The sequence below is a fragment of the Saccharopolyspora sp. NPDC045839 genome (assembly GCF_056431645.1).
Map to the genome: position 1 here is coordinate 231,872 of NZ_JBWKKH010000004.1, position 22,861 is coordinate 254,732.

Sequence of the window (22,861 nt, forward strand, 5' to 3'; positions counted from 1 at the left end):
CATTAGATTATGTCGACTCCTGCGCAGATTTCATCCGCAAGCCGTTGCTTTGAGCAGCGATCTGTTGCGTGATATCGGATGAATGAGGAGGTTCGTTGTCTCGTCGGGGGAGTGGCGCGGGCTCTTGACATCATGTGTGCGGTGAGGTTTCCGCGGACGGGAAGGCGAGGCGCTGATGCCGGACAACGGGGAGTACCGGGTCTACCTGGGGGCGTACACGGGAGCGGAATCGGCGGCCGACGGGATCCGGCTGGCGATCGCCGATCCCGGCGGGGCGCTGCGGTGCACCGAGAGCGTGGCCGAGGCGTTCGATCCGTCCTTCCTCGCGATGGCACCTGATGGGGCGACGCTGTTCGCGGTCAGCGAGCTGCGGGAGGGCCGGGTCGTCGCCTTCGCGGTGCGCGCCGACGGCACGCTCGGCGAGATCAACTCCCAGCCGACGCTGGGCGCCGCTCCCTGCCACCTGAGCGTGCACCCGTCCGGCAAGTACCTGCTGACCGCCAACTACGAGTCGGGGAACCTCGTGGTGCACCCGATCGCCGAGGGCGGCGTGCTGCGCGAGCCGTGCCACGTGGTGCAGCACAGCGGCAGCGGGCCGAACCCGCAGCGCCAGGAGGGCCCGCACGCGCACCAGGTGTTGCCCGACCCGGCCGGCCGCCACGTGCTCGCCGTGGACCTGGGCACCGACTCGGTGTACGTCTACGGCTTCGACGTGGAAAGCGGCCACCTGGCGCTCAAGCACGAGGTCCCGGTGCGGGCCGGGGCCGGTCCGCGGCACCTGGCGTTCCACCCGGACGGGGAACGCGCCTACGTGCTCAACGAGCTGGCGTCCTCGATCACCGAGTTCGGCTACGACCCCGCGACCGGGGCGCTGGAGCCGGGGCGGACGCTGTCGATGCTGCCACCGGGCTACGGGCAGCCGAACCTGGCCGCCGAGGTCGTGGTGACGCCGGACGGCCGGTTCGTGCTCGGGTCGAACCGGGGCCACGACAGCATCGCGGTGTTCCGGGCGGACTCCAGCGATGGCGAGTTCCGGCTGGTCGGCATCCGGCCGGCGGGAGTGGCGGAGCCCCGCCACATGGCGCTGTCGCCGGACGGCCGGGTGCTGTTCGTGGCGGGCCAGCGCAGCAACGACGTGCAGGCGTTCGCCATCGCGGAGAACGGCGACCTGGCACCGCTGAGCGAACCCGTGCCGACCCCGACCCCGGTCTGCGTCCTCCCGGCGAGCTGACGGCGCCCGATTTCAGGCGAATCGGGAGTTCTTCGGCTCGGGTCAGGCGCGCGTGTTGTAGCGACCGAAGGCGTACTGGCTCAGCGCCGTTCGGGCCCTGCGCGCTTCCTGACGGCGGGTCAGCCAGCCTCCCGTGGCCCCGATCGGGAAAACCCTGGCTCCGCCTCGGTGCGCGGGGGCGCGGTGCCACCACTTCGACGTCGGCTTCGAACCGTTGGCCAGCCACACCACCAGCGCCGTTCGCTTGCCGTTGTCGACCACGTCGACCCGGTTCACCTGGCTCCACGGGATCTCCCGCGTCAGGCCCAGCCGGGAGATCAGCAACCCGTCGCTGTTGATCTTCAGGCGCAGGCTCGGCAGCAGCACCCGCCCGATCGACCAGAGCATGCTGATGGCCAGCAGCAGCATGCCCAGCCGGAAGATCGCGACGTGCTCGGTCGAAAGCCCGCCGTAGGTCTGGAACACCCGGTTGGCGCCGAACATGATCAACGCGCAGATCAGCGCCGACATCGCCGCGCGGAACCGGCCACCGGTGGCGAACACAGGGCCCGGGTTGTCCTTGCGCACCCGCGCCACCGGATGCTGGTTCTGCGCGGTCTGCCTCGGGCGCGCCGGGACGATCTTGTCCCGCATGCGTTCGGGCGCCACCGCCGCGGGAACCACGGGAGCGGGCGGCACGGGAGCCGGTGCGACCGGTGCGGGCGGCGCCGCGTTCTGGGCCTGCGTGTAGGAGCGCGTCGCGGGCCTGGGCGTCGCCGGGACCTGCTGCGGCGGAGGAGTGTCCGGCAGCGGCGCGTTCGCCGTCTGCTGCAGCTGGGTGGCGTGCTGGGCGATCACGTCGCTGATCGCGGCCGGCAGCCAGGAGTTGCCCTGCGGGCTGGATTCGCCGATCTGGTCGAGCAGGTCGCCGGGCCTCGGCCGGTCGGCCGGGTCCTTCGCCAGGCAGGCCGCCAGCAGCGGCCGCAGCCCGTCGGGCACCTGGGCCAGGTCGGCCTCGGCGTGCACCACCCGGTACAGCAGCGCCGCCGTGCTCTCCTCGCCGAACGGACCGGTACCGGTCGCGGCGAACACCAGCACCGCGCCGAGGGAGAACACGTCGCTGGGCGGGCCGACCTCGGTGCCGAGGGTCTGCTCCGGGGAGAAGAAGCCCGGCGTGCCCAGGAACATGCCGGTCGCGGTCAGGGCGTTGCCGGCCATCGCCCGCGAGATGCCGAAGTCGATCACCCGCGGCCCGTCCGGGCCGAGCAGCACGTTGGCCGGCTTCAGGTCGCGATGGACCAGGTGTGCGCGGTGGATCGCGCCGAGCGCCTCGGCCAGCCCGGCGGCCAGGCTGCGCACCGTGGCCTCCGGCAGCGGGCCGTGGTCCACGACGGCCTGGTGCAGCGTCGGCCCGGGCACGTACTCGGTGGCCAGCCACGGCTGCTCGGCGGTCGGGTCGGCGTTGACGACCGCCGCGGTCCAGAACCCGCCGACCGAGCGGGCGGCGTGCACTTCGCGGCGGAACCGCTCGCGGAACTCCGGGTCCTCGGCGAGGTCGGCCCGGACGACCTTGACGGCCACCACGCGGCCGCCGCGGGAGCGGCCGAGGTAGACGCCGCCCATGGCGCCGCGGCCCAGCCGGGCGAGCAGCCGGTAGTCGCCGACCCGCGTCGGGTCGCTGGCCAGCAACGGCTGCACGGGACCTCAGCCTCCTGCCTCGAAGATCGTGGATTCGTCCCCAATGAGCTTACGGATCCGCGGCCCCGGCGTACGCGGGTCCACCCGACCGGTCCTGGCGGCGACGCACTGGTAATCGAATACTTGGCTTCGTTCCAACCTTTTCCCCGGGAGTTCGTTGTGGGTATGATCCGGCGCACTGCGAGCCCGAAGGAACGATCACGCGGATCCGATGGGAGGCGTTTCGTGACGTCCACCGAGCAGGACCGACCCTCCGTCGCGCTGCACGGCGTGGGCAAGCGGTTTCCCGGGGTGGTCGCGGTCTCCGACGTCACGCTCGCCATCCCGCCCGGCGAGGTGCACGTGTTCGCCGGGGAGAACGGGGCGGGCAAGTCGACGCTGATGAAGCTGATCGCCCAGATCGAACAGCCCAGCGGTGGCCGCATCGAACTGGACGGCGTCCCGGTCGCCTACCAGGGGCCCGGCGCGGCCCGGCGGCTCGGCGTGTCCATGGTCCACCAGGAGTTCGCGCTGGCGCCGGACCTGTCGGTGGCCGAGAACCTGTTCATCGGCCACGAACCCGGCCGCGGCGGGTGGATCTCGCGGGCCGAGGAACGCCGCGCCGCGCGGGAGCTGCTCGGCCACGTCGGCCTGGACATCGACCCGGGGCGGCGGGTGGCGCTGCTGTCCACTGCGGAGCAGCAGCGCGTCGAACTGGCGAAAGCCCTTGCGGTGCAGGCGAAAGTGCTCATCCTGGACGAGCCCACGGCCAGCCTCACCGAGCGGGAGGCGGAAGAGCTGTTCGGCATCGTCCGGGAGCTGACCGCCAAGGGCATCGCGGTGCTCTACATCTCGCACCGGCTGGACGAGATCTTCGAGATCGGCGACCGGGTGACCGTGATGCGCGACGGCGCGGTCGTCGCCACCCGGCCGGTGACCGAACTGGACGAGGCCGGGCTGGTGCAGCTCATGGTCGGCCGCGAAGTGGCGAACCTGTACCCGCGCCACCACAACGCGCCCGGCGAGGTGCGGCTGAAGGTCGACGGGCTCATCCGGGACGACGTCGTCCGCGACGTTTCCTTCGAGGTCCGGGCCGGCGAGATCGTCGGGCTGGCCGGGCTCGTCGGGGCCGGGCGCACCGAGCTGGCGCGCGCGGTGTTCGGCGCGGAACTGCCGGATGCGGGCACGATCACCTTGGACGGCAAGCGGTTGCGCATCCGCGGCCCGTCCGACGCGATCGCCGCCGGCATCGGATACCTCACCGAGAGCCGGAAGACCGATGGTCTTGCCCTCCAACTGGGGGTGGACAAGAACATCACGATGGCGAAGCTGCCGATGCGCGCCGGCCTGATCGACCTCGCCGGCGAGCGGCGGATCGCGGAGCGGGAGCGCGACGGCTTGCGCATCCGGGTGCCGTGGGTGGGGCGCCCGGTGCGGCTGCTCTCCGGCGGCAACCAGCAGAAGGTGATCCTGGCGCGGTGGCTGGAGACCGGCGCGGAGGTGCTGTTCTTCGACGAACCCGGCCGCGGCATGGACGTCGGGGCCAAGTCGGAGATGTTCCAGCAGATGGATTCCCTTGCCGCGCGCGGGAAAGCGGTGGTGTTCATCTCCAGCTACCTGCCGGAGCTGCTCAACATGTGCGATCGGATCCTGGTCATGCGCGGCGGGCGGATCACCGGGGAGGTCCGCCGCGCGGAGTTCTCCGAGGAACGCGTCGTCGCGCTGGCGACCGGAGCCCGCAATCCCGAAAACGGGGGCAACTCATGACTGAGCGGACCAAGTCACCGTCCACTGGGGACCACGGCCTGCTGGGCGCGCTGGGCGACCGGCTCTCCGGCGCGGTCTCGCAGGTCGCCGCGGCAGGCGCGCTGATCGTCGTGTTCATCGTGCTGTCGATCATCGCGCCGGCCTTCCTCACCGCGGACAACCTGTTCAACCTGGGCTCGCAGACCTCGGTGAACGCGGTGATGGCGGTCGGCGTGACGCTGGTGATCATCACCGGCGGCATCGACCTGTCGGTGGGTTCGGTGGCGGCGCTGTCCGGGGTGCTCGGCGTGCTGCTGATGGCCGAGTACGGCTTCAACCCGCTGGTGGGTGTCGTCGGCGGCATCCTGGTCGGCGCGGTGGCCGGGCTGGTGAACGGGCTGTTGGTGTCGGTGGTCGGGCTGCCGCCGTTCATCGCCACCCTCGGCATGCTCAGCGTCGCCCGCGGGCTGGTGCTGATCGCCACCGGCGCCGTCGCGGTGTTCGGCGCGCCGGAGTCGTTCCGGCTGCTCGGGCAGGGCGTCGTCAACAGCATCCCGATCCCGGTGCTGCTCATCGCGCTCGTCGCGGTGGCCGGGCACGTGGTGCTCACCCGCACCCGCCTCGGCCGCTACGCCTACGTGATGGGCTCCAACATGGAGGCCGCGCGGCTGTCGGGCGTGCCGGTGCGGCGCTACACCACGTCCGTCTACGTGCTCTCCGGCGCGCTGGCCGGGCTCGGCGGCATGATCGCGGCGTCCCGGATCCACTCGGGTCAGCCGAACTTCGGCGAGGGCCTGGAACTCGACGTCATCGCCGCGGTCGTCATCGGCGGGGCGAGCCTGTTCGGCGGTCGCGGCACCGTGTGGGGGTCGCTGATCGGGGCCTTCCTGGTCGCGGTCATCCGCAACGGGGCGGTCCAGCTCAACATCAGCACCTTCTACCAGAACGTGCTGATCGGCGTGATCATCTGGCTGGCGGTCTGGTGGGACCGGTACCAACGGCGCAAGCTCGGCGGCGACGCCACATGAGGAATTTGCTGCAAAGCTCGCTGTGCGCAGCGGTGCGGGTAGCGGCCCCTCAGCGGGAGTTGCAGACGGTCCCCGGACCGAGGGAGCCCAATACGCGGTGAAGGGGGCTGTCCTCGTCAGGAAGCGTCCGAGAACCCACGGCGGTGCGTGGGCCCAAGCGGTTTCGCCGCTTCAAGACAAGACCCGAACACCAACTCAGCAAGCCGCGATGAGCAAGGGAGCTCGGCCGATGAAGAAGGTACTGACCGCGACGTGCGTGCTGCTTTCGGTTGCTGCCGCCGGGTGCAGCGTCGGGGTGCGCGAGCAGACCGGCGGCGGCGTCCAGCAGGGCGGGCCGATCAAGCTGGCCGTGGTGCCGAAGGCGATCGGTTTCGACTTCTGGGAGAAGGTGCGGGTCGGCGCCGAGTGCGCCGGGTCCAAGCACCCGGACGTGACGATCCACTGGGACGGGGTGCACGCCGAGAGCGACGTCAGCGGCCAGCAGAGCCTGCTGCAGGACCTGCTCTCGCAGGGCGACGTCAAGGGCCTGGTGTACGCGGCGACGGATGCCAAGGCGCTGGCCGACATCACCAAGTCCGCGCAGGGCCAGGGCACCACGGTGGTCAACATGGATTCCGGCACCACGCCGCAGCCGCCGGACGTGCCGGTGTTCGCGACGAACAACGTCGCCGCCGCGGAGCAGGCCACCGACGCGCTCGCCGAGCAGCTCGGCGGCCGCGGCAAGGTGGCGTTCATCGAGTTCCAGCCCGGCACGAGCACCAACGAGACGCGCGCCGAGGGCTTCAAGAAGGGCCTGGCCAAGCACCCCGGGTTGCAGCTGGTCGCGCAGCAGTCCAGCGGCAGCGACTACAACCGGGCGCTGCAGGTCACCCAGGACATCCTCACCGCGAACCCGGACCTCAACGCCATCTACGCGGCCAACGAGCCCAGCGTGCTCGGCGCGGCCGAGGCGGTGCGGCAGGCGGGCAAGGCCGGCCAGGTGAAGGTCATCGGCTGGGACACCTCGGAAGGCGAGATCCAGGGCCTGCGGGACGGCGTGATCACCGGCCTGATCGCGCAGAACCCGTTCAAGATGGGCTACGCGTCGGTGAACGCGGCGATCGGCAAGATCCGCGGCTCGGCGGACCCGCTGCCGGACCCGGACACCGGCGCGGTGCTGATCACCAAGCAGAACGTCGACGGCCCCGACGTCCAGAAGCTCCTCAACCCCACCTGCGAGAACCCGCCCGCCTGAGCGAATTCTCGTAGCCCGATCGGCTGAGACCCTCACCGAATGCATTCCGGAAGAACCGCTGAGAACGCGGGCGCGTTCGGCCGCCCGAGCCGGCCGAATGCGCTGCTAACCTGCGGCCGGTTGGGGGCGCCCCGGCGGTGGCGGTGAGAATGTCGCGGTGAATACCGCGATCGTGAATCCGCTGGTGCAGGAGATCCTCGACCTGGTCGGGATCTTCGCCTTCGCGCTCTCCGGCGCGCTGCTCGCCGTGCGGAAGCGCTTCGACGCCGTCGGCATCGTGGTGCTCGCCGAGGTGACCGCGCTGGGCGGCGGGCTGTTCCGGGACCTGGTGATCGGCGCGGTGCCCCCGGTGGCGTTCACCAACGTCGCCTACTTCACCACTCCGCTGGTCGCCGCGGTCGTGGTCTTCTTCTGGCATCCGAGGCTGGCCCGGATCCGGCGTTTCGTGATGTTCTTCGACGCGGTCGGCCTCGGCGTGTTCTGCGTGGCGGGCAGCATCAAGGCGCTGAACTTCGGCATGCATCCGCTGGCGGCGATCGCGCTCGGCGCGGCGACGGCGATCGGCGGCGGCGTGGCTCGGGACCTGCTCGCCGGCGAGATCCCGGCGCTGCTGCACCCGAAGAGCGAGATCTACGCGGTGCCCGCCCTGCTCGGCAGCGCGCTGGTGTCGATCCTGGCCGTGGCCGGCGTGCTGACGCCGATCACCAGCTCGCTCGCGGCGCTGCTCGCGATCGTCGTCAGGCTGCTCGCCCTGCGCTACGGCTGGCGGGCGCCGCTCGCCCGCGGAACCGGGCCTGCCTAGAGAGTGTTTCGAAATTGGTTTGCGTAGCGGTGCGGGTGGCGGCCCCTGCGGGAATTACCGCTGCCTCCTCGGTGGGAGAACTCCGGAGGAGTGGGCACCGTGGACCCGCGGCGGCGCGAGTTGAGTCCCGCACCGCAAGCGGCTACCGCCGCTCATGAACCACGACCTAGGCACCCCGCCGGAGCACATCCAGCGCGGCGTCGGCGTGCGCGGCCATCCGGAACTCGTTGCGGATCACCGCGAGCACCCGCCGCTGCTCGTCGATGACGAACGTGTGCCGCTTCACCGGGATCGGGCCGAAGCGCCGCTTCACGCCGAACTGGCGGGCCACGGTGCCGTCGAAGTCGGACAGCAGCGGGAAGCCGAAGCCGTGCGCATCGGCGAACTTCTGCTGCTTGGTGACCGAATCCGTGCTGATCCCGACCGGCTGGGCGCCGAGCTCGGCGAACTCCGCGGACAGATCGCGGAAGTGGCAGGTCTCCGCCGTGCAGCCGGTCGTCATCGCCGCGGGGTAGAAGAACAGCACCACGGGGCCGTCGACCAGCAGGCCGGACAGCTTGCGTTCGTTGCCGCGCTGGTCGGTCAGCGCGAAGTCCGCCACCACGTCGCCTTCTCGCATGCCGCCTCCTCGAAGGAATCGGGATCCACAGGGTATGCGCACCGCCGCACACCCGGACGGCCAGCCCGGCGCCGATTCGCCATCGGTCGTCGGAGGCCACCTCTACTGTGGTCGATCATGGATTTGAAGGGCAAGAAGGTATACCTGTCGGGCACCGAAGCGCCGGTTTCCCGGGAGGAGTTGGAGCGGCGGTTGGCGGAGCTCGGCGCCCAAGTGGTCGAGCCGGATGCCGCGCCGGATGTGGTGCTGTCCGGGGAAGTCGTGTTCTCGGTTCGCTTACCGGACCTGGAAGAGCAGAAGCTCGGCTTGCCGATGCTGCCGGAAGCCGAGTTGTACGAGCTGCTGCTCCGAGGCGAGCAGGCCGGCGGTACCTTCGCCGATCACGACGCGTTGGCGGCGGCGAACGGCCCGGCGGAATTGCTCGGCCTGCTCAGGGAAGCGGACTGGGCGGCGTTCGCGCCGGCGCGGGATTTGCCTTCGCTGCGGGAAAAACTGGCCGAGCTCGAACGCGAGCACGGTGTCACGCAGGCGCACCGGCTGGCGACCGGGCAAGTGGTGGCGCGCGGCGCTCGGTTGCGCCATCCGCACGCCCATCCCGCCTACGAGGACGGCGGCGGGCTGCTGGACTTCGAGCTCAGCCCGTGCGGTCGGCACCTGGCCACCGGCCGGTGGGGCGAAGACGCGGAAGCGGGCACGGTGCAGGTCTGGGAGATGAGCACCGGGCGCGCCGTCAACGAGATCGTGATCGACGGCGGCGTCGGCTGGCTGGGCGACCGCGGCACGGTGCAGTGGTCGGCCGACGGCACGCGCCTCGCCGTCGGGTTCTGCACCAACCAGGTCGGGGTCTGGGATCCCTTCGGGCAGAGCGCCAATCCCCACGGCTACGCGGACGTGACGGACGGGAACGACTCCTCCGCGACCTTCGCGCTGGCACCCGATGGCCGCCGCGCGTACGTCAGCATGCGCACGAGCCACGAGGTGATGGGCTGCATCGCGCCGCTGGACCGGGGCGAGGTCGTCTACGCCCACCAGTTCGACCACCTCGAAGGCCCGCGGCCCGAACTGCTCCCCGAGCCGATCCCGGCGGACGCCAGGCAGCTGCTCGGACCGTCGCAGATCGGCCGTGACGGCGAGCCGGGCCGCTACGAGTTCTTCTTCGCCCGGGTGCGGTGGTCGCGCGACGGCACCCGGCTCCTGGGCGACGACGGCCCGGTGGCCTGCGTCGTCGACGTGCCGGGCGGGCGGATGCGCTGGGTGGCGCGCATCGGCGATGCCCGCTGGAACGGCCTCAGCATCCCGCTCGCGTGGAGCCCGGACGACCGGTTGGTCGCCGCCGTCGCGAGCGGTGAGCCCGGCACGCTGACCGTGCTCGACGCCCGCACCGGGGACCAGGTCGGCGAATCGGTCGAGCAGACCCCGGGCATGCTGCACTGGGGCATGCGCGATGCGGCCGCGCGGCTGGCGATCGTGCTGCCGGATGGCGGCGGCGTCGACGTCCACGACGAGGACGGCCGCCGCTTCCACCTCGACATCGACACGACCGAGAAGATCGGCATGCACGATGCGGGGCCCGAGCGCCCCTGGGCGTGGGATCCGTCGGGGGAGCACGGTGCGTGCCTGACGGCCGACGGACGGGTCCAGGTGTGGTCGCTGGGTGACGAGCCGGCGCGCGTGCGGTCGATCGAGGTGCCGGCGGAGACGACGGCGGTGCTGTGGGGCGCCTCCGGGGTGCTCGCCGTGATGGGGGAGTACACGCTGCGGTTCGTGCGCGCCCTGACCGGCGAGGTCGTCGGTGACTTCGAATTCGGCCAGGAATCCGACGAGGAACTGCGCCCCGTGGAAGAGGGTGACTTCATCGGCGACATGTTCCAGGAGGATTCGTTCCCGCTGGACGAGTCGACCTGGTGCACCATCGCCAAGCCGGCCGTGGGCCCGGCGGCGTCCTTGGTGATCGGCCCGGAGGATGCCGACCTCGACGCGGTGCTGGCCTGGACCGTGGACCGGCGCTTCGCGTGGCCGGTGCGGTGGGGCGTCCTGGACGTCGTCGAGGATCTCGACGCCGCCGAGGCCGCTCTGCAGCGGTGACTTCGCGCCGTGGCCCCGCGCGCACGGGGCCACGGCGGTCGGTCATCGCACCGAAATCCGGCGATACTGGAGGAAAAGCCCGGCGACGAGCACCAGGGCCATCAGGATTCCCATCGTCAGCACGGAACCCGAGATGGTGAGTCGGTCCGCCAGCAGCGCCACCGCCACGAGCAGCGCGCAGCCCACCCCCGTCAGCACCAGCACCGGCGGGCCGGCGTCGGCCATCCGGGAGTGCAGTACGCCCGCCGTCACCAGGTAGACGATCAGCGGGATCGCGACGGTCAGCGCTCCGGCGACCGTGCTCACGTGCGCCTTGTGGGCGTTGACGTCGATGGCCACCTCCAGCCCGGCGCCGACCGCGGCGACAGCGGAGAACACCAGGTAGTGGCCGTAGGCCCAGGCCAGCGGGGCGCGCTTCGTGTCGCGCAGCTGCTCGACCGCGGAGTGCTTGAAGTAGATCCACCACATCGCGAAGATCATCAGCAGCCCGCCGATGCCGATCTCCAGCAGCTCCGGGGACCAACCGCCGTCGGAGACGTCCTCCTGGATCGCGGCGGTCACGGCCAGCACCACCTCGCCGAGCACGATGATCGTGAACAGCCCGTAGCGCTCCGCGATGTGGTGCGGGTGCCAAGGGGTCCGATCGCGCCGCTCGGCGAACGCCGGAACCGCGAGTTCGGCCAGCACCAGCACCGCGAACCCGGCCTCGGCCCACGGGTGCGGCAGCGCCAGCCGCAGGAGCCAGCCGATCTGCACCACCGAGATGCCTGCCGCGTACCGCAGCGAGCAACCGCGGCTGCCGGGATGCTCGCGCGCGGCGCGCAGCCACTGGGCGACCATCGCCAACCGCATCACCACGTAGCCGATGGTCACGATGGTGAAGTCGTAGTCGTGGAACGTGCCGGGCACCCCGGCGGCGAGCACCAGCACCCCGCCCATCTGCAGCAGCGTCAGCGCGCGGTAGAGGGCGTCGTCGGTGTCGAAGGCGGAGGCGAACCAGGTGAAGTTCATCCAGGCCCACCAGATCGCGAAGAACACCATGGCGTAGCCGATGCCGAACTCGGCGAAGTGCCCCTCGGCGAACCCGTGGTGCAGCTGCACGGCGGCCTGACCGACGGCTGCGACGAAGCACAGGTCGAACAGCAGCTCCAGGGGAGTGGCCACGCGGTGTTGTTCTCCCGGGTCGCGCGCGACCATCACGCGGCGCAGAGGTGGGACGTTCATGGCCCGGATTCTCTCGAAGCCGAGCGGAACCTGCTAAGGCTCGTTCGGGAACGGGTGCGGCACGTGCGAGGCGCGGCCGTCTGGGGCGGCGATTTCGCGCGAAATCGCCACCGGTGCCGGGTGCTCTCGGGATCGGAGCTCTTCCGAAACGGCCGCTAGGACGGCGCGTCGGCGGGTAGCCGGGAGGCATGCCCGAATTGCCCGACGTAGCGGGATTTCGCCGGGTCGCGGAGCAGGCGACCGGCAAGCAGGTGCGCGAGGTGCGCGTGCACGACGCGCAAGTGTTGCGCGGCATCGGCGCAGACGCGTTCCAGCGCGCGTTGCGGCGCAGGTTCTTCGCCGAGCCGCGGCGGCACGGCAAGTGGTTGCTGATCCCGACGGCGCCCGCCGTGAACGCTTCGGCGGCGCCGCCGACCTTGCTGGTGCACTTCGGGATGACCGGGAATCTCCAGTGGTGCGCCCACGACGAGGAACTGCACGCGCACGACCGGGTCGTGTTCGACTTCGCCGCCGGCGAACTCCGCTACCGGGACATGCGGAAGCTGACCGGCATCCACCTCGCGCGGGAACGGGACGAAGTGGACGGTCTGCTGGCCGACCTCGGCCCGGACGCGCAGCGCATCGACGCCGCCGAGTTCGGCTCGCGGCTCACCCGCACCCGGCGCGGCCTCAAGCCGGCGCTGATGGATCAGACGGTGCTCGCCGGGCTCGGCAACATCTGCGCCGACGAGATCCTCTGGCGAGCGAGGATCAACCCGAACCGCTCCACCGCGGAGCTCAGCGACGGCGATCTCGGCCGGTTGCATCGCGAGATGCGCGAGATGCTGCGGGTGGCGGTTCGCGCGGGCCGGGTTCCGGACGGCGCGTCGTGGCTGACCGGGCACCGCGACGAGCCGGACCGGAGGTGTACGCGGTGCTCGTCGGCTTTGCGGCGCTTGAGGATCGGTGGCCGCAGCACCCTCTTCTGCCCGGTGTGCCAGCCGGGTTGACCAGCGCGAACCCATGCCCGGCGTGCATGCATTCATGCGCAGAGCGTGCTGTAACCTGAAAGAACTTCAGGGGGTCAGGGTCGGATCGGGGGGTCCGACCGCGCGGAGCCGGGCCCGGGGGGAACCGGCCCGGCTCCGTACGGCCCACCCTTCCCGCGCGGCGGTGTGATCGACGTGGCCTAGCGCACTGTTTACCGGTCGGTAATCGCTGTTTTTGGCATGATCTGGCCGACGAAGGCCCTGCAGCGGCAGCGCAGCCGGAAGCGGAAGGATCGGTGTGGTGACGAAGATCGAACGCCTGGGAGTCGTCGGTGGCGGGCAGATGGGTGGCGGCATCGCCGAGGTCGGCGCCCGAGCCGGCATCGACGTGATCGTGTGCGAGGTCAACGCCGAGGCCGCGCGCGCCGGCCGGTCCAGGCTGTGGAAGTCGCTCAACCGCGGGGTGGAGAAGGGCAAGCTCACCGAGGCCGAGCGCGACGAGGCGCAGTCCCGGCTGCACTTCACCACCACGGTCGCCGACCTCGAAGACCGCGACATGGTCATCGAGGCGATCGCCGAGGACGAGGGGCTGAAGCTCAAGCTGTTCGCCGAGCTGGACAAGGTGGTGTCCGACCCGGAGGCGATCCTGGCGTCGAACACCTCGTCCATCCCGATCGCCAAGCTCGCCGGCGCCACCAAGCGCCCGGAACGGGTCATCGGCGTGCACTTCTTCAACCCGGTGCAGGTGCTCAACCTCGTCGAGCTCGTGCCGTCGCTGCTGACCGCCGAGGACACGGTGGCGCGGGCCACGGCGTTCGCCGGTGAGCAGCTGGGCAAGGAGACCATCCGGGCCAAGGACCGGTCCGGGTTCATCGTCAACGCGCTGCTGGTGCCGTACCTGCTGTCGGCGATCCGGATGCTGGAGGGCGGCTTCGCCACCGCCGAGGACATCGACAAGGGCATGGTGCTGGGCTGCGCCCACCCGATGGGCCCGCTGCGCCTGTCCGACCTGGTCGGCCTGGACACCCTGAAGGCCATCGCGGACTCGATGTACGCCGAGTACGCCGAGCCCACCTACGCGGCCCCGCCGCTGCTGCAGCGGATGCTCGACGCCGGCCTCAAGGGCAAGAAGACCGGCAAGGGCTTCTACACCTACGACAACTGACCGCTCGCGCGGTCGTGAGTGCGAAGACCGGTTCTAGCCGGTTTTCGCACTCACGAGCTGCGCTCAGGCGTTCAGGAAGGTAAGGATTTCTTCGGTGATCCGGGCCGGGTCGTCCTCCATGGGGAAGTGGCCCGCGCCGGGGATCATCGACAGCTCCGCGCCCGGGATGTCCTCGGCCAGGCGTTGCGCGTAGGCGAGCGGTTGCCAGCGGTCCCCGGCTCCCCACACGATCTTCGTCGGCACCGCAAGGGTTTTCAGCAGCGGGGCCACCCGTTGCGTCGGCGCCGAGTCGTAGTGGCGGACCTGGTGCTCGAAGAACGACGCCCGGCCCATCGGTGTCCGGTGCGGAGCGAGGTAGGCCTCCAGGGTTTCGCCGGTCATCCGGGTCGGGTCCGCCACCGTCATCGCCAGCTGGCGGGTCAGCATCGCCTCGAACTCCGCCTGGGGCATGGCGGCGTGATCGGCGAGGTGGTCGCGGATGATGTCCCGCCAGGTGCTCGACGGCCACGAGTCGTAGCTCACCGAGTCGATCAGCACCAGGCGTTCGACGCGGTCCGGGTGGCGGGTGGCGAAGATCTGCGCCACCGCGCCGCCGATGTCGTGGGCGATCAGCGCGCAGCGCCGGATTTCCTGCTGCGCCAGGACTTCTTCGAGCAGCTCCGCCTGCGCCTCGACCGAGGTGTCGCGGTTCGGCGGGCGCTCGGAGGCGCCGTAGCCCAGCAGGTCGTAGGCCAGCACGCCGTGCCCCGCGGCTTCGACGGGCGGGATCACGTTGCGCCAGATGTGGGAGTGCGACGGCGTTCCGTGCAGGAACACGAGCGTTTCGCCGGTGCTGCCGGCAGTCCGCCGGTAGGCCAGCCGGACCCCGTCGACGATCAGGTCGTGGTCCAGGATCATGCCGCGCCCTCCAGGGTGATCACGAGCTTGCCGAAGAAGTCCTTGGCGGCGAAGGCTTCCTGCGCTTCGGGCAGTTCGTGCAGCGGGTACGTCCCGGCCAGCAGCGGCGTCAGCTCGCCGCGGGCGATGTGCTGCAGGAGCTGCGCGAAGTCGTCGTGGGTGCCGAACGACGAGCCGATCAGCTGCAGCTGGCGCAGGTAGACCGTGCGCAGGTCCGTCTCCACCAGCGGACCGGCGATCCCGCCGGCCACGACGTAGCGCCCCAGCGGCCCGAGCATCCGCAGCAGCGCGGGGAAGCTCGGGCCGGCCACCACGTCGGCGACCACGTCGGCCGGGCCGACCGCGGCCCGCACCGCCGCCTCCAGGTCGGCGGCGCGCCGGTCCACCGTCGCTTGCGCTCCGAGGCGCAGTGCGCGCTCCCGCTTCGCGGCGCTGGTGATCGCCACGACGCGCGCTCCGCGCAGCGTCGCGAGCTGGATCAGCGCCGAGCCGACCCCGCCGGAGGCGCCGGTGACCACCACGGTCTCGCCGGTGCCGACGGCCGCCCGGTTCAGCATCCGCATCGCCGTCGCGTACGCGGTGGGGAAGGTCGCCAGCTCCGGATCGCCGAGGTCGCTGTCGATCTGGTGGGCGTTCTGGGCGGGCACGGTGGTGAATTCGGCGAATCCGCCGTCGCGCTCGCTGCCCAGGTACGCGGTGTCGACCAGTTCTCGTTCGCCGCCGGTGTAGAGCATCGGGTCGACGATCACCCGCTCGCCCAGCCGCGATCCGGGCACGCCGGTGCCGGTCTGGTCGATGCGGCCGACCACGTCGGCGCCCTGGATGCGCGGGAACTCCAGCGGCTCCCGCCGCCAGCCCGCGCTCGCCCCCGGGTCGTCGGGGGAGCCGTACGCGCCTTCGCGGGTCCAGATGTCGGTGTTGTTGATCGCCGTGGCGGCGACCCGGATGCGCACCTCGCCCGGCCCGGCGTGCGGCTCGGGCACGTCCTCGCGGTACGCCAGCTTCTCCGGCCCGCCGAAGCCGGTGAGCAGCACTGCCCTCATGGGAAACACTCCGTTCTGGGTCTCGACGCCGGTCAGGGTATGTATACCGACCGGTGTGGTTACCAGGGTAGGCATGCTCGGCCGTGGTGTGTCAACACACCGGTCGGTATAGTCGAGGCGTGGAGTTGTTGGAGAAGCTGACGCCGGCCGGGCGGCGGGTGCTCGACGTGGCCGCCGAGCTGTTCTACCGGCAGGGCATCCACGCCGTCGGCGTCGAGGCGATCGCCGCCGAAGCGGGCGTCACGAAGAAGACCCTGTACGCGTGCTTCGGCTCGAAGGAACAGCTGGTCACGGCGTACCTCGTCGAGCGGGACCAGCGCTGGCGCGACTGGCTCCAGCGGTGGGTCGCCGAGCATGCGGCCACGCCGGCGGACGAGCTGCTGGCGGTCTTCGACGCGCTCGATGCGTGGATGGGCGGCGCGGGCTTCCGGGGCTGTGGATTCGTCAACGCCCTGGCGGAGATCCCCGATCCGGAGAGCCCGGCCCGCGCGGTGATCATCGGCCAGAAGCGGTGGATGCGCGAGTACTTCGAGGAGCTCGCCGCGGCGGCCGAACTGGCCGATCCGGCGGATTTCGCCGACAGCGCCCTGCTGCTCTACGAGGGCGCGACGGTCGCGGCCTCGGCGGGCTTCGACGGCGCGGTCCGCCAGGCGCGCCGGACCGCGGAGATCCTGCTCCGGGCCTGAACTCCGGCTTGATCAGTCCACTTCGGACGCGATGGTGGCGCGCAGCGCGTCGACCGCGTGTCTGCGGTGCTCGTCGAGCAGGTGCACGAGGTCGTCGGCCCGTCGGTCCGCGACCGCCGCCACGATCGAATCGTGCTCGTGGCGGACGCGCTCGCGGTTGGTGCTGGAGTTGTAGTACACCGCGCGGTAGGCGTCGGTGGCGTCCCAGAGCGTGCGCACGACGCGCAGCAGGCGGGGCATTCCGGCGGGCTCCAGCAGCGCGAAGTGGAACCGCCGGTTCGCCGCGATCATCGCGACCAGGTCGCCGCTGTCGGCGGCCTTCTCGACGTCGACCTGGGCGTCGGTGATGCGGGCCAGGTCGGCCTCGGTGAGCCGCTCGGTGGCCACCGCCGCGGCCTCCGATTCGAGCAGCTCGCGCATCCGGTAGACCTCCAGCAGGTCGCTCAGCGACAGTTCCGCCACCGAATACCCCCGGTGCGGTTGGTAGATCACCTGGCCCTCGGCCTCCAGCGTCTTCAGCGCCTCGCGCAGCGGAACCCGGCTCACGCCGAGGCGCTGGGCGATGGTGTCCTGCCGGATCGGCTGGCCCGGCGCCAGCTCCCCGGACACGATGGCCCTGCGGAGCTCGCCGAGGACGAACTCCTGGGTGGTGGGTGGTCGTTGCATCGGCTCTCCGGCTTTCGCGGTTCTCCGGCGTCTTGACCGCCGCCCGAACAACTGTATATTGGATCCAATATCACGGCGAGGCAAGCCGCTGTTCGGGCCACCGCGCCGGATCGCGCTGGTCCGCCTGGCGGAAGGGTGGGTGCATGGAGACGCTGCCGCTGGAGGGCGTGGTCGTCGCGGACTTCAGCCGGGTGCTGGCCGGGCCGTACGCGACCATGCTGCTCGCCGACCTCGGCGCGACGGTGATCAAGGTGGAACGCCCCGAAGGCGGCGACGACACGCGTTCGTGGGGACCGCCCTGGACCGAGCACGGCTCCGCCTACTTCGAGTCCGTCAACCGCAGCAAGCGCAGCATCACCCTCGACCTCGCCGACCCGGCCGGCCAGGAGGCCGCGCGCCGGCTCATCCGCCGCGCCGACGTCCTGGTGGAGAACTTCAAGTCGGGCTCGCTGGCCCGCTACGGCCTGGACCACGAGAGCGCGCTCGGCATCAACCCGCGGCTGGTCTACGCCTCGATCTCCGGGTTCGGCAGCAAGGAAGGCGCGCACCTGCCCGGCTACGACTTCGTGGTGCAGGCGCTCGGCGGCCTGATGAGCATCACCGGCGAGGCCGACGGCGCGCCGATGAAGGTCGGCGTGGCGCTGGTGGACGTGCTCACCGGCAAGGACGCGGCGCTGGGCATCATGGCGGCGCTGCGGCACCGCGAGCTGACCGGCCGCGGTCAGCACGTCGAGGTGAACCTGCTGTCCAGCTTGCTGGCGTCGCTGGCGAACCAGATGAGCAACCTGCTGACCACCGGGGTCGCGCCGCAGCGGATGGGCAACCGGCACCCGAGCATCGCGCCGTACGAGGCGTTGCGCTGCGAGGACGCCTTCCTGGCCGTCGCGGTCGGCAACGACGGGCAGTTCCGCAAGCTCTGCGATGCGCTGGGCCTGGTCGCGCTGCCCGACGACCCGAGGTTCGCGACCAACGCGCAGCGGGTGGCCAACCGCGAGGAACTGGCGAAGCAGCTGGAGAACGTGCTCGGCGCGCGGACCGCCGCGGACTGGCAGCGACGGCTGCAGGGCGTGGGCATCGCGTGCGGCCAGGTCAACGACCTGTCGCGGGCCGTGCACTACGCCGAATCGCTGGGACTGCGGCCGATGGTCGATCCCGGTGGCGGCGCGGCGATGCAGGTGCGCACGCCCATCGACTTCTCCGGCCACGGCACCGCCGAGGTGGCGGCGCCGCCGCTGCTCGGCGAACACACCGAGGAAGTCCTCGCCTGGCTGGAGGACTCCGAACAACAGCTTTCCCCGCTCGTCTCGAGGAGGAGCCCGCAATGAGTGCCGGTGGAAAACGTCCCGCGTTCGACCCGCGCGATCCGCTGGGGATCGACGCCGAATTCACCCCGGAGCAGCTCGCGATGCGCGACAGCGTGCGCGCGCTGTGCCGGGACCACGTGCAGCCGTACGTCGCGGAGTGGTTCGAGCGCGGCGAACTCCCGCAGGTCCGGGAACTGGCCCGGGAACTGGGCAAGCTCGGCGTGCTGGGCATGCACCTGGAGGGCTACGGCTGCGCCGGACTGTCCGCAGTGGACTACGGCATCGCCTGCGAGGAGCTGGAGGCCTGCGATTCCGGGCTGCGCTCGCTGGTTTCGGTGCAGGGCTCGCTCGCGATGTTCGCGATCTGGCGGTGGGGCTCGGAGGAGCAGAAGCAGCACTGGCTGCCGCAGATGGCCGCGGGCGAGGCGATCGGCTGCTTCGGCCTGACCGAGCCCGACCACGGCTCCGACCCGGCCTCGATGCGCACCGCCGCGCGCCGCGACGGCTCCGACTGGGTGCTCAACGGCCGCAAGATGTGGATCACCAACGGCACGGTCGCCTCGGTCGCCGTGGTGTGGGCGCAGACCGACGAGGGCGTGCGCGGCTTCGTCGTGCCGACCGACACGCCGGGCTTCTCGGCGCCGGAGATCAAGCACAAGCTTTCGCTGCGGGCGTCGGTGACCAGCGAGCTGGTGCTCGACGACGTCCGGCTGCCCGCCGACGCGGTGCTGCCGGAGGTCACCGGGCTGCGCGGGCCGCTGTCCTGCCTGAACGAGGCGCGCTACGGCATCGTGTGGGGCGCGGTCGGCGCCGGGCGCAGCTGCCTGGAGGCGGCGCTGGACTACGCGACCACCCGCGAGCAGTTCGGCCGGCCGATCGGCGGTTTCCAGCTCACCCAGGCCAAGCTCGCCGACATGGCGGTGCGCGTCCAAAATGGACGGTTGCTGGCGCTGCACCTCGGCAAGCGCAAGGACGCCGGCGAGCTGATCCCGCAGCAGGTGAGCTTCGGCAAGCTCGACAACGTCCGCGGTGCGCTGGAGGTGGCCCGCGCGGCCCGGACCATCCTGGGCGCCAACGGGATTTCGCTGGAGTACCCGGTGATCCGGCACATGACGAACCTGGAGTCGGTGCTGACCTACGAGGGCACCAGCGAGATGCACGCCCTGACCATCGGCCAGGCCCTGACCGGCCTCGCGGCCTTCCGCGGCTGATCTCCCCACGGTTTCAAGGAGGCTTTTCCAACCTCAATCTGCGTGGCGGTGCGGGTGTCGTAGGTGGGTTATGCGCCTGCGGAGTTGCCCACGCCCTCCGGCGTGTCGGGGTCCGGCGCGCCGGAGGGCCGCAATTTCAATGGAAATCAGAGGTCCGATTTCCATTGAAATTGCGGAAGTTGTCCACAGCCGGCCGGGGTTGTCCACAGTCCCCGGCATGTCGGGCCGTGACACGCCGGGGGTCCGCAAGTTCCACTTGGACATGCATCAAGAGGGGTACCCACAGTCCCTCTGAGGTTCCGCTACCCGCACCGCCACGCAGAACGAGGTTGAAAAAAACCTCATGGAAATTGCGGTCCCGATCGGGGTGGGGTCAGCGGAGCATGGGGGGTAGGACGCGGTGGGTCCAGTCGGTGGCCTGCTCGTAGGCGTGCGCCAGTTGCAGGAGCGGCCACTCCGCGTGGTTCCGGCCGATCAGCTGGACCCCCATCGGCAGCCCGGACTCGCTGAAGCCGACCGGCAGGTTGACGATCGGCAGCCCGGACAGCGTCCACGGCGCGACCGTCTCCATCCAGCGGTGGTAGGTGTCCATCGACCGGTCGCCGATCTGCCGCGGCCAGCGCTGCCCGGCCTCGAACGGGAACACCTGCGCGCTCGGCGCGAGCAGGAAGTCGTAGTCCTCGAACAGCCCGGCCACCGCGGCATACCACTCGTCGCGGCCGGTCAGGGCCCGCGCGATGTCGTCGACCGTCAGCCGCCGGTAGCCCTCGATCTCGAAGACCAGCTCCGGCTTGAGCAGCTCCCGGGTGGCCGGGTCGGCGTGCAGTTCGGCGTTCTTGCGCCCGACCGTCCAGGCCCGCCACAGCAGGAAGGTCTCCCAGGCCTGCTCGACCGGTAGCCGGCGCGACACCGGCTCCACCTCGCAGCCGATCTCGGCGAAGGCGCCGAAGGACGCCGTGCACAGGTCGAGCAGCCCCGGCTCGGTGGCCAGATAGCCGTCGAAATCGCCGATCCAGCCGATCCGGGCCCCGCCGAAGTCGTGTTCCAGGTTCCCGGTGAACAGCTCCGGGTCCTGCTCGATGCTCAGCGGCGCGCGCTCGTCCGGACCGGCCATTGTGGACAGCAGCATCGCGATGTCCCGCACCGTGCGCCCCATGGGACCGACCACCGCGGGCTCGCTCAGGAACCCCTCGGTCGGGATGCGGCCGAAGCCGGGGCGCAGCGACACGAGGTTCCCCCACGCCGCGGGGTTGCGCAGCGATCCCATGAAGTCGCTGCCGTCGGCGACCGGCAGCATCCGCAGGGCCAGCGCGGCACCGGCGCCGCCGCTGCTGCCGCCCGCGCTGCGCGTGGTGTCGTAGGCGTTGAGCGTGGTGTCGAACACCGGGTTGAAGGTGTGCGAGCCCAGGCCGAACTCGGGGACGTTGGTCTTGCCGACGACGATCGCGCCGGCCTCCCGCATCCGCCGCACGTGCAGGTCGTCGGTCGTCGCGACCTGGTCGGCGAAGATCGGCGAGCCCATCGTGGTGGGGAACCCGTTCGCGTGGGAGAGGTCCTTCACCGCGATCGGGAAGCCGTGCATCCAGCCGGTGGGGTCGCCGCGGTCGAGTTCCTGGTCGCGCTGCCGCGCCTGCTCGACGAGCTCGGCCTCGTCGGCGCGGGACACGATCGCGTTCACCGCCGGGTTGTGCCGGTCGATGTGCCGGAGGTAGGTCTCCATCACCTCGACGCAGGTGATCTCCCGGCGGCGGATCAGCCAGGACAGCTCCACCGCATCCAGCAGCACCAGGTCGGGGACCTCCGGCGCGGGCAGCCGGGAACCGGGCGCCACGACCACGCTGTCTTCCTGTTGTCGACCCACGCTGTCGACCTTTGCGCCTCGGCCGGGGCGCGTCAACCAGACGGTCGGGGAGGCGTGCGTCACGTTAGCGTTGCTAAAAATCCGGCCGCTTCGCACGCTGGTAAGACCACCGCACCTCAACGTGCCGCGAGGAGGACGCATGCCCGCAGTGGCCGTCGCCGAGCAGGCTCCGCGGACCATCGGGATCCCGCGGGTGCTGTCATCCGTGGCCGCGGTCGTGACGGTCGGGGTGTTCCCGGTGTTCCTCGTCGGCGGCATGGGGGTGCAGCTGCAGCAGGACTTCGGATTCGGTGCGGCGCTGCTGGGCGTGGGCGCGGCCGGCTTCTTCGGCGTCGCGTCGCTGTCGTCCCGGACGATGGGGTGGGTCGTCGAGCGGATCGGCGCCCGAAAGGGCATGCGGTTGGGTGCGCTCGGCAGCTCGGTCTGCCTGTTCGGACTGGCCCTGGCGCCCGGCGTGCCCTGGCTGCTGGGCTTGCTGTGGGTGGCCGGACTGCCGAACTCGCTGGCCCAGCCGGCCTCCAACCTGCTCATCGCGCAAGGCATCCCGGCCAACCGCCGGGGCATGGGCTTCGGCGTCAAGCAGTCCTCCATCCCGGCCGCGACGCTGCTGGCCGGGGTCGCGGTGCCCGCCGTGGCGCTGACCGTCGGCTGGCGGTGGGTGTTCGTGATCGCCGGCGTGGTCGGCCTGGTCGCCGCCGTCGCGGTGCCGCGGCTGCCGGACGCCGAGCGGTCCGTCGCGCGCAGTGCCGATTCCGGCGGGCGCGACGCGGGCCGCGGCGCACTGCTGTTGCTGGCGATCTCCGGCGGCCTCGGTTCGGCGGCGGCCAACGCGCTCGGCGCGTTCGTCACCACCACCGCCGTCGAGGTCGGGTTCAGCCCCTCCGCGGCGGGATTGGTGCTGTCGCTGGGATCGGCGACCGGGCTGACGATCCGGTTGTGCGCGGGGGTCATCGCGGACCGCAAGAACCCGAACCTGGTGCGGATGATCACCGCGATGCTGCTGATCGGTTCGATCGGCTTCGGGCTGATGGCGGTGAACTCGCCGGTGGCGTTCCTGATCGGCGTGTCCATCGGCTTCGGCGCGGGCTGGGCCTGGCCCGGGCTGCTGAACTTCGCGGTCGCCAAGATCGCCCCGAACCGGGTCGCCAGCGCCACCTCGTTCACGCAGACCGGTATCTACCTCGGCGGCAGCCTCGGGCCGCTGCTCTTCGGCGTCCTGGCGGAGCAGGCGGGCCTGGCAGGGGCCTGGCTGGCGGCGGGAATCGCGGCGATCCTCGCGGGCGTCCTGCTGCTGTTCATCCGCCGCTGAGCCGACTTCAGGCGGGCCCGGCGCCCGCTGCCGTCCGGGCGCCCAATTTTAGGCAAAATTGGAAAACCCAGGTGAGGCCCGCTAGGAGGCGTCCGGGCCGCCCAATTTTAGGCAAAATCGGGAGGG

19 protein-coding genes are annotated in these 22,861 nt (G+C 71.0%); 12 read left to right on the top strand and 7 right to left on the bottom strand.

Going from position 1 to position 22,861, the window contains the following annotated elements:
* The first annotated feature begins 175 nt into the window (after positions 1-175).
* Entirely contained in the window at positions 176-1,231 is a 1,056-nt protein-coding gene (locus AC07EQ_RS08440; RefSeq protein ID WP_478387355.1) for a lactonase family protein, read from the top strand.
* 42 nt (positions 1,232-1,273) lie between these two features.
* On the opposite strand, the gene AC07EQ_RS08445 is transcribed toward AC07EQ_RS08440, so the two are convergent.
* Positions 1,274-2,908, bottom strand: a complete 1,635-nt coding sequence (locus tag AC07EQ_RS08445; RefSeq protein WP_478387356.1) for a serine/threonine-protein kinase — start codon at positions 2,906-2,908, stop codon at positions 1,274-1,276.
* A gap of 225 nt (positions 2,909-3,133) precedes the next feature.
* On the opposite strand from AC07EQ_RS08445, the gene AC07EQ_RS08450 reads away from it, so the two are divergent.
* The 4 genes from AC07EQ_RS08450 to AC07EQ_RS08465 all read left to right on the top strand — a co-directional run bounded on the left by AC07EQ_RS08450 (position 3,134) and on the right by AC07EQ_RS08465 (position 7,697).
* Positions 3,134-4,654, top strand: a complete 1,521-nt coding sequence (locus AC07EQ_RS08450) for a sugar ABC transporter ATP-binding protein (RefSeq protein ID WP_478387357.1) — start codon at positions 3,134-3,136, stop codon at positions 4,652-4,654.
* Entirely contained in the window at positions 4,651-5,661 is a 1,011-nt protein-coding gene (locus AC07EQ_RS08455; protein ID WP_478387358.1) for an ABC transporter permease, read from the top strand. Before AC07EQ_RS08450 ends, AC07EQ_RS08455 begins: the two co-directional genes overlap by 4 nt.
* A gap of 229 nt (positions 5,662-5,890) precedes the next feature.
* Positions 5,891-6,895, top strand: a complete 1,005-nt coding sequence (locus tag AC07EQ_RS08460; protein ID WP_132493762.1) for a substrate-binding domain-containing protein — start codon at positions 5,891-5,893, stop codon at positions 6,893-6,895.
* 157 nt (positions 6,896-7,052) lie between these two features.
* Positions 7,053-7,697 (top strand): trimeric intracellular cation channel family protein, encoded by a 645-nt coding sequence (locus AC07EQ_RS08465; protein ID WP_478387359.1) that lies wholly within the window; start codon positions 7,053-7,055, stop codon positions 7,695-7,697.
* Positions 7,698-7,863: 166 nt separating this feature from the next.
* On the opposite strand, the gene AC07EQ_RS08470 is transcribed toward AC07EQ_RS08465, so the two are convergent.
* Complete coding sequence (locus tag AC07EQ_RS08470; protein ID WP_478387360.1) at positions 7,864-8,316, bottom strand: peroxiredoxin; 453 nt, start codon at positions 8,314-8,316, stop codon at positions 7,864-7,866.
* A gap of 117 nt (positions 8,317-8,433) precedes the next feature.
* Between AC07EQ_RS08470 and AC07EQ_RS08475 the strand changes: the two genes are divergently transcribed.
* Positions 8,434-10,401 carry a hypothetical protein gene (locus AC07EQ_RS08475; protein ID WP_478387361.1) on the top strand — a complete coding sequence of 656 codons (1,968 nt, stop codon included), beginning with the start codon at positions 8,434-8,436 and terminating at the stop codon, positions 10,399-10,401.
* Between the two features lie 42 nt (positions 10,402-10,443).
* Here AC07EQ_RS08475 and AC07EQ_RS08480 read toward each other — a convergent pair whose 3' ends face one another.
* Positions 10,444-11,625, bottom strand: coding sequence for a low temperature requirement protein A (locus tag AC07EQ_RS08480; protein WP_478387362.1), 1,182 nt, complete (start codon positions 11,623-11,625; stop codon positions 10,444-10,446).
* A gap of 188 nt (positions 11,626-11,813) precedes the next feature.
* Here AC07EQ_RS08480 and AC07EQ_RS08485 point away from each other — a divergent pair, with 188 nt between their 5' ends.
* The gene (locus tag AC07EQ_RS08485) at positions 11,814-12,614 is read left to right on the top strand and encodes an Fpg/Nei family DNA glycosylase (protein ID WP_478387363.1); all 801 of its coding nucleotides are present in this window, start codon (positions 11,814-11,816) and stop codon (positions 12,612-12,614) included.
* A 280-nt stretch (positions 12,615-12,894) separates the two neighbouring features.
* Positions 12,895-13,758, top strand: coding sequence for a 3-hydroxybutyryl-CoA dehydrogenase (locus AC07EQ_RS08490; RefSeq protein ID WP_478387364.1), 864 nt, complete (start codon positions 12,895-12,897; stop codon positions 13,756-13,758).
* 63 nt (positions 13,759-13,821) lie between these two features.
* On the opposite strand, the gene AC07EQ_RS08495 is transcribed toward AC07EQ_RS08490, so the two are convergent.
* Positions 13,822-14,655 (bottom strand): alpha/beta fold hydrolase, encoded by an 834-nt coding sequence (locus AC07EQ_RS08495; protein ID WP_478387365.1) that lies wholly within the window; start codon positions 14,653-14,655, stop codon positions 13,822-13,824.
* Positions 14,652-15,698 carry an alcohol dehydrogenase family protein gene (locus AC07EQ_RS08500; RefSeq protein WP_478387366.1) on the bottom strand — a complete coding sequence of 349 codons (1,047 nt, stop codon included), beginning with the start codon at positions 15,696-15,698 and terminating at the stop codon, positions 14,652-14,654. Before AC07EQ_RS08500 ends, AC07EQ_RS08495 begins: the two co-directional genes overlap by 4 nt.
* A gap of 125 nt (positions 15,699-15,823) precedes the next feature.
* Between AC07EQ_RS08500 and AC07EQ_RS08505 the strand changes: the two genes are divergently transcribed.
* Positions 15,824-16,384 carry a TetR/AcrR family transcriptional regulator gene (locus tag AC07EQ_RS08505; protein ID WP_478387459.1) on the top strand — a complete coding sequence of 187 codons (561 nt, stop codon included), beginning with the start codon at positions 15,824-15,826 and terminating at the stop codon, positions 16,382-16,384.
* Positions 16,385-16,396: 12 nt separating this feature from the next.
* Here the strand turns inward: AC07EQ_RS08505 and AC07EQ_RS08510 are convergent, their stop codons facing one another.
* Positions 16,397-17,050, bottom strand: coding sequence for a GntR family transcriptional regulator (locus AC07EQ_RS08510; RefSeq protein WP_478387367.1), 654 nt, complete (start codon positions 17,048-17,050; stop codon positions 16,397-16,399).
* 143 nt (positions 17,051-17,193) lie between these two features.
* Between AC07EQ_RS08510 and AC07EQ_RS08515 the strand changes: the two genes are divergently transcribed.
* A complete protein-coding gene (locus AC07EQ_RS08515) occupies positions 17,194-18,375 on the top strand; it encodes a CaiB/BaiF CoA transferase family protein (RefSeq protein WP_478387368.1) in 1,182 nt (393 codons plus the stop codon).
* On the top strand, positions 18,372-19,565 hold the full coding sequence (locus AC07EQ_RS08520; protein WP_478387369.1) for an acyl-CoA dehydrogenase family protein: 1,194 nt from the start codon (positions 18,372-18,374) through the stop codon (positions 19,563-19,565). The genes AC07EQ_RS08515 and AC07EQ_RS08520 overlap by 4 nt, the downstream gene beginning before the upstream one ends.
* A 373-nt stretch (positions 19,566-19,938) precedes the next feature.
* On the opposite strand, the gene AC07EQ_RS08525 is transcribed toward AC07EQ_RS08520, so the two are convergent.
* Positions 19,939-21,426 carry an amidase gene (locus AC07EQ_RS08525; RefSeq protein ID WP_478387370.1) on the bottom strand — a complete coding sequence of 496 codons (1,488 nt, stop codon included), beginning with the start codon at positions 21,424-21,426 and terminating at the stop codon, positions 19,939-19,941.
* Positions 21,427-21,565: 139 nt separating this feature from the next.
* Here AC07EQ_RS08525 and AC07EQ_RS08530 point away from each other — a divergent pair, with 139 nt between their 5' ends.
* Complete coding sequence (locus AC07EQ_RS08530; RefSeq protein ID WP_207954872.1) at positions 21,566-22,735, top strand: MFS transporter; 1,170 nt, start codon at positions 21,566-21,568, stop codon at positions 22,733-22,735.
* Positions 22,736-22,861: the final 126 nt, after the last annotated feature.

Coding starts and splice junctions, on each gene's coding strand:
- AC07EQ_RS08480 (WP_478387362.1), bottom strand. CDS start 11,625: ATGAACGTCCCACCTCTGCGCCGCGTGATGGTCGCGCGCGACCCGGGA.
- AC07EQ_RS08515 (WP_478387368.1), top strand. CDS start 17,194: ATGGAGACGCTGCCGCTGGAGGGCGTGGTCGTCGCGGACTTCAGCCGG.
- AC07EQ_RS08455 (WP_478387358.1), top strand. CDS start 4,651: ATGACTGAGCGGACCAAGTCACCGTCCACTGGGGACCACGGCCTGCTG.
- AC07EQ_RS08460 (WP_132493762.1), top strand. CDS start 5,891: ATGAAGAAGGTACTGACCGCGACGTGCGTGCTGCTTTCGGTTGCTGCC.
- AC07EQ_RS08440 (WP_478387355.1), top strand. CDS start 176: ATGCCGGACAACGGGGAGTACCGGGTCTACCTGGGGGCGTACACGGGA.
- AC07EQ_RS08500 (WP_478387366.1), bottom strand. CDS start 15,698: ATGAGGGCAGTGCTGCTCACCGGCTTCGGCGGGCCGGAGAAGCTGGCG.
- AC07EQ_RS08485 (WP_478387363.1), top strand. CDS start 11,814: ATGCCCGAATTGCCCGACGTAGCGGGATTTCGCCGGGTCGCGGAGCAG.
- AC07EQ_RS08495 (WP_478387365.1), bottom strand. CDS start 14,655: ATGATCCTGGACCACGACCTGATCGTCGACGGGGTCCGGCTGGCCTAC.
- AC07EQ_RS08470 (WP_478387360.1), bottom strand. CDS start 8,316: ATGCGAGAAGGCGACGTGGTGGCGGACTTCGCGCTGACCGACCAGCGC.
- AC07EQ_RS08475 (WP_478387361.1), top strand. CDS start 8,434: ATGGATTTGAAGGGCAAGAAGGTATACCTGTCGGGCACCGAAGCGCCG.
- AC07EQ_RS08530 (WP_207954872.1), top strand. CDS start 21,566: ATGCCCGCAGTGGCCGTCGCCGAGCAGGCTCCGCGGACCATCGGGATC.
- AC07EQ_RS08510 (WP_478387367.1), bottom strand. CDS start 17,050: ATGCAACGACCACCCACCACCCAGGAGTTCGTCCTCGGCGAGCTCCGC.
- AC07EQ_RS08520 (WP_478387369.1), top strand. CDS start 18,372: ATGAGTGCCGGTGGAAAACGTCCCGCGTTCGACCCGCGCGATCCGCTG.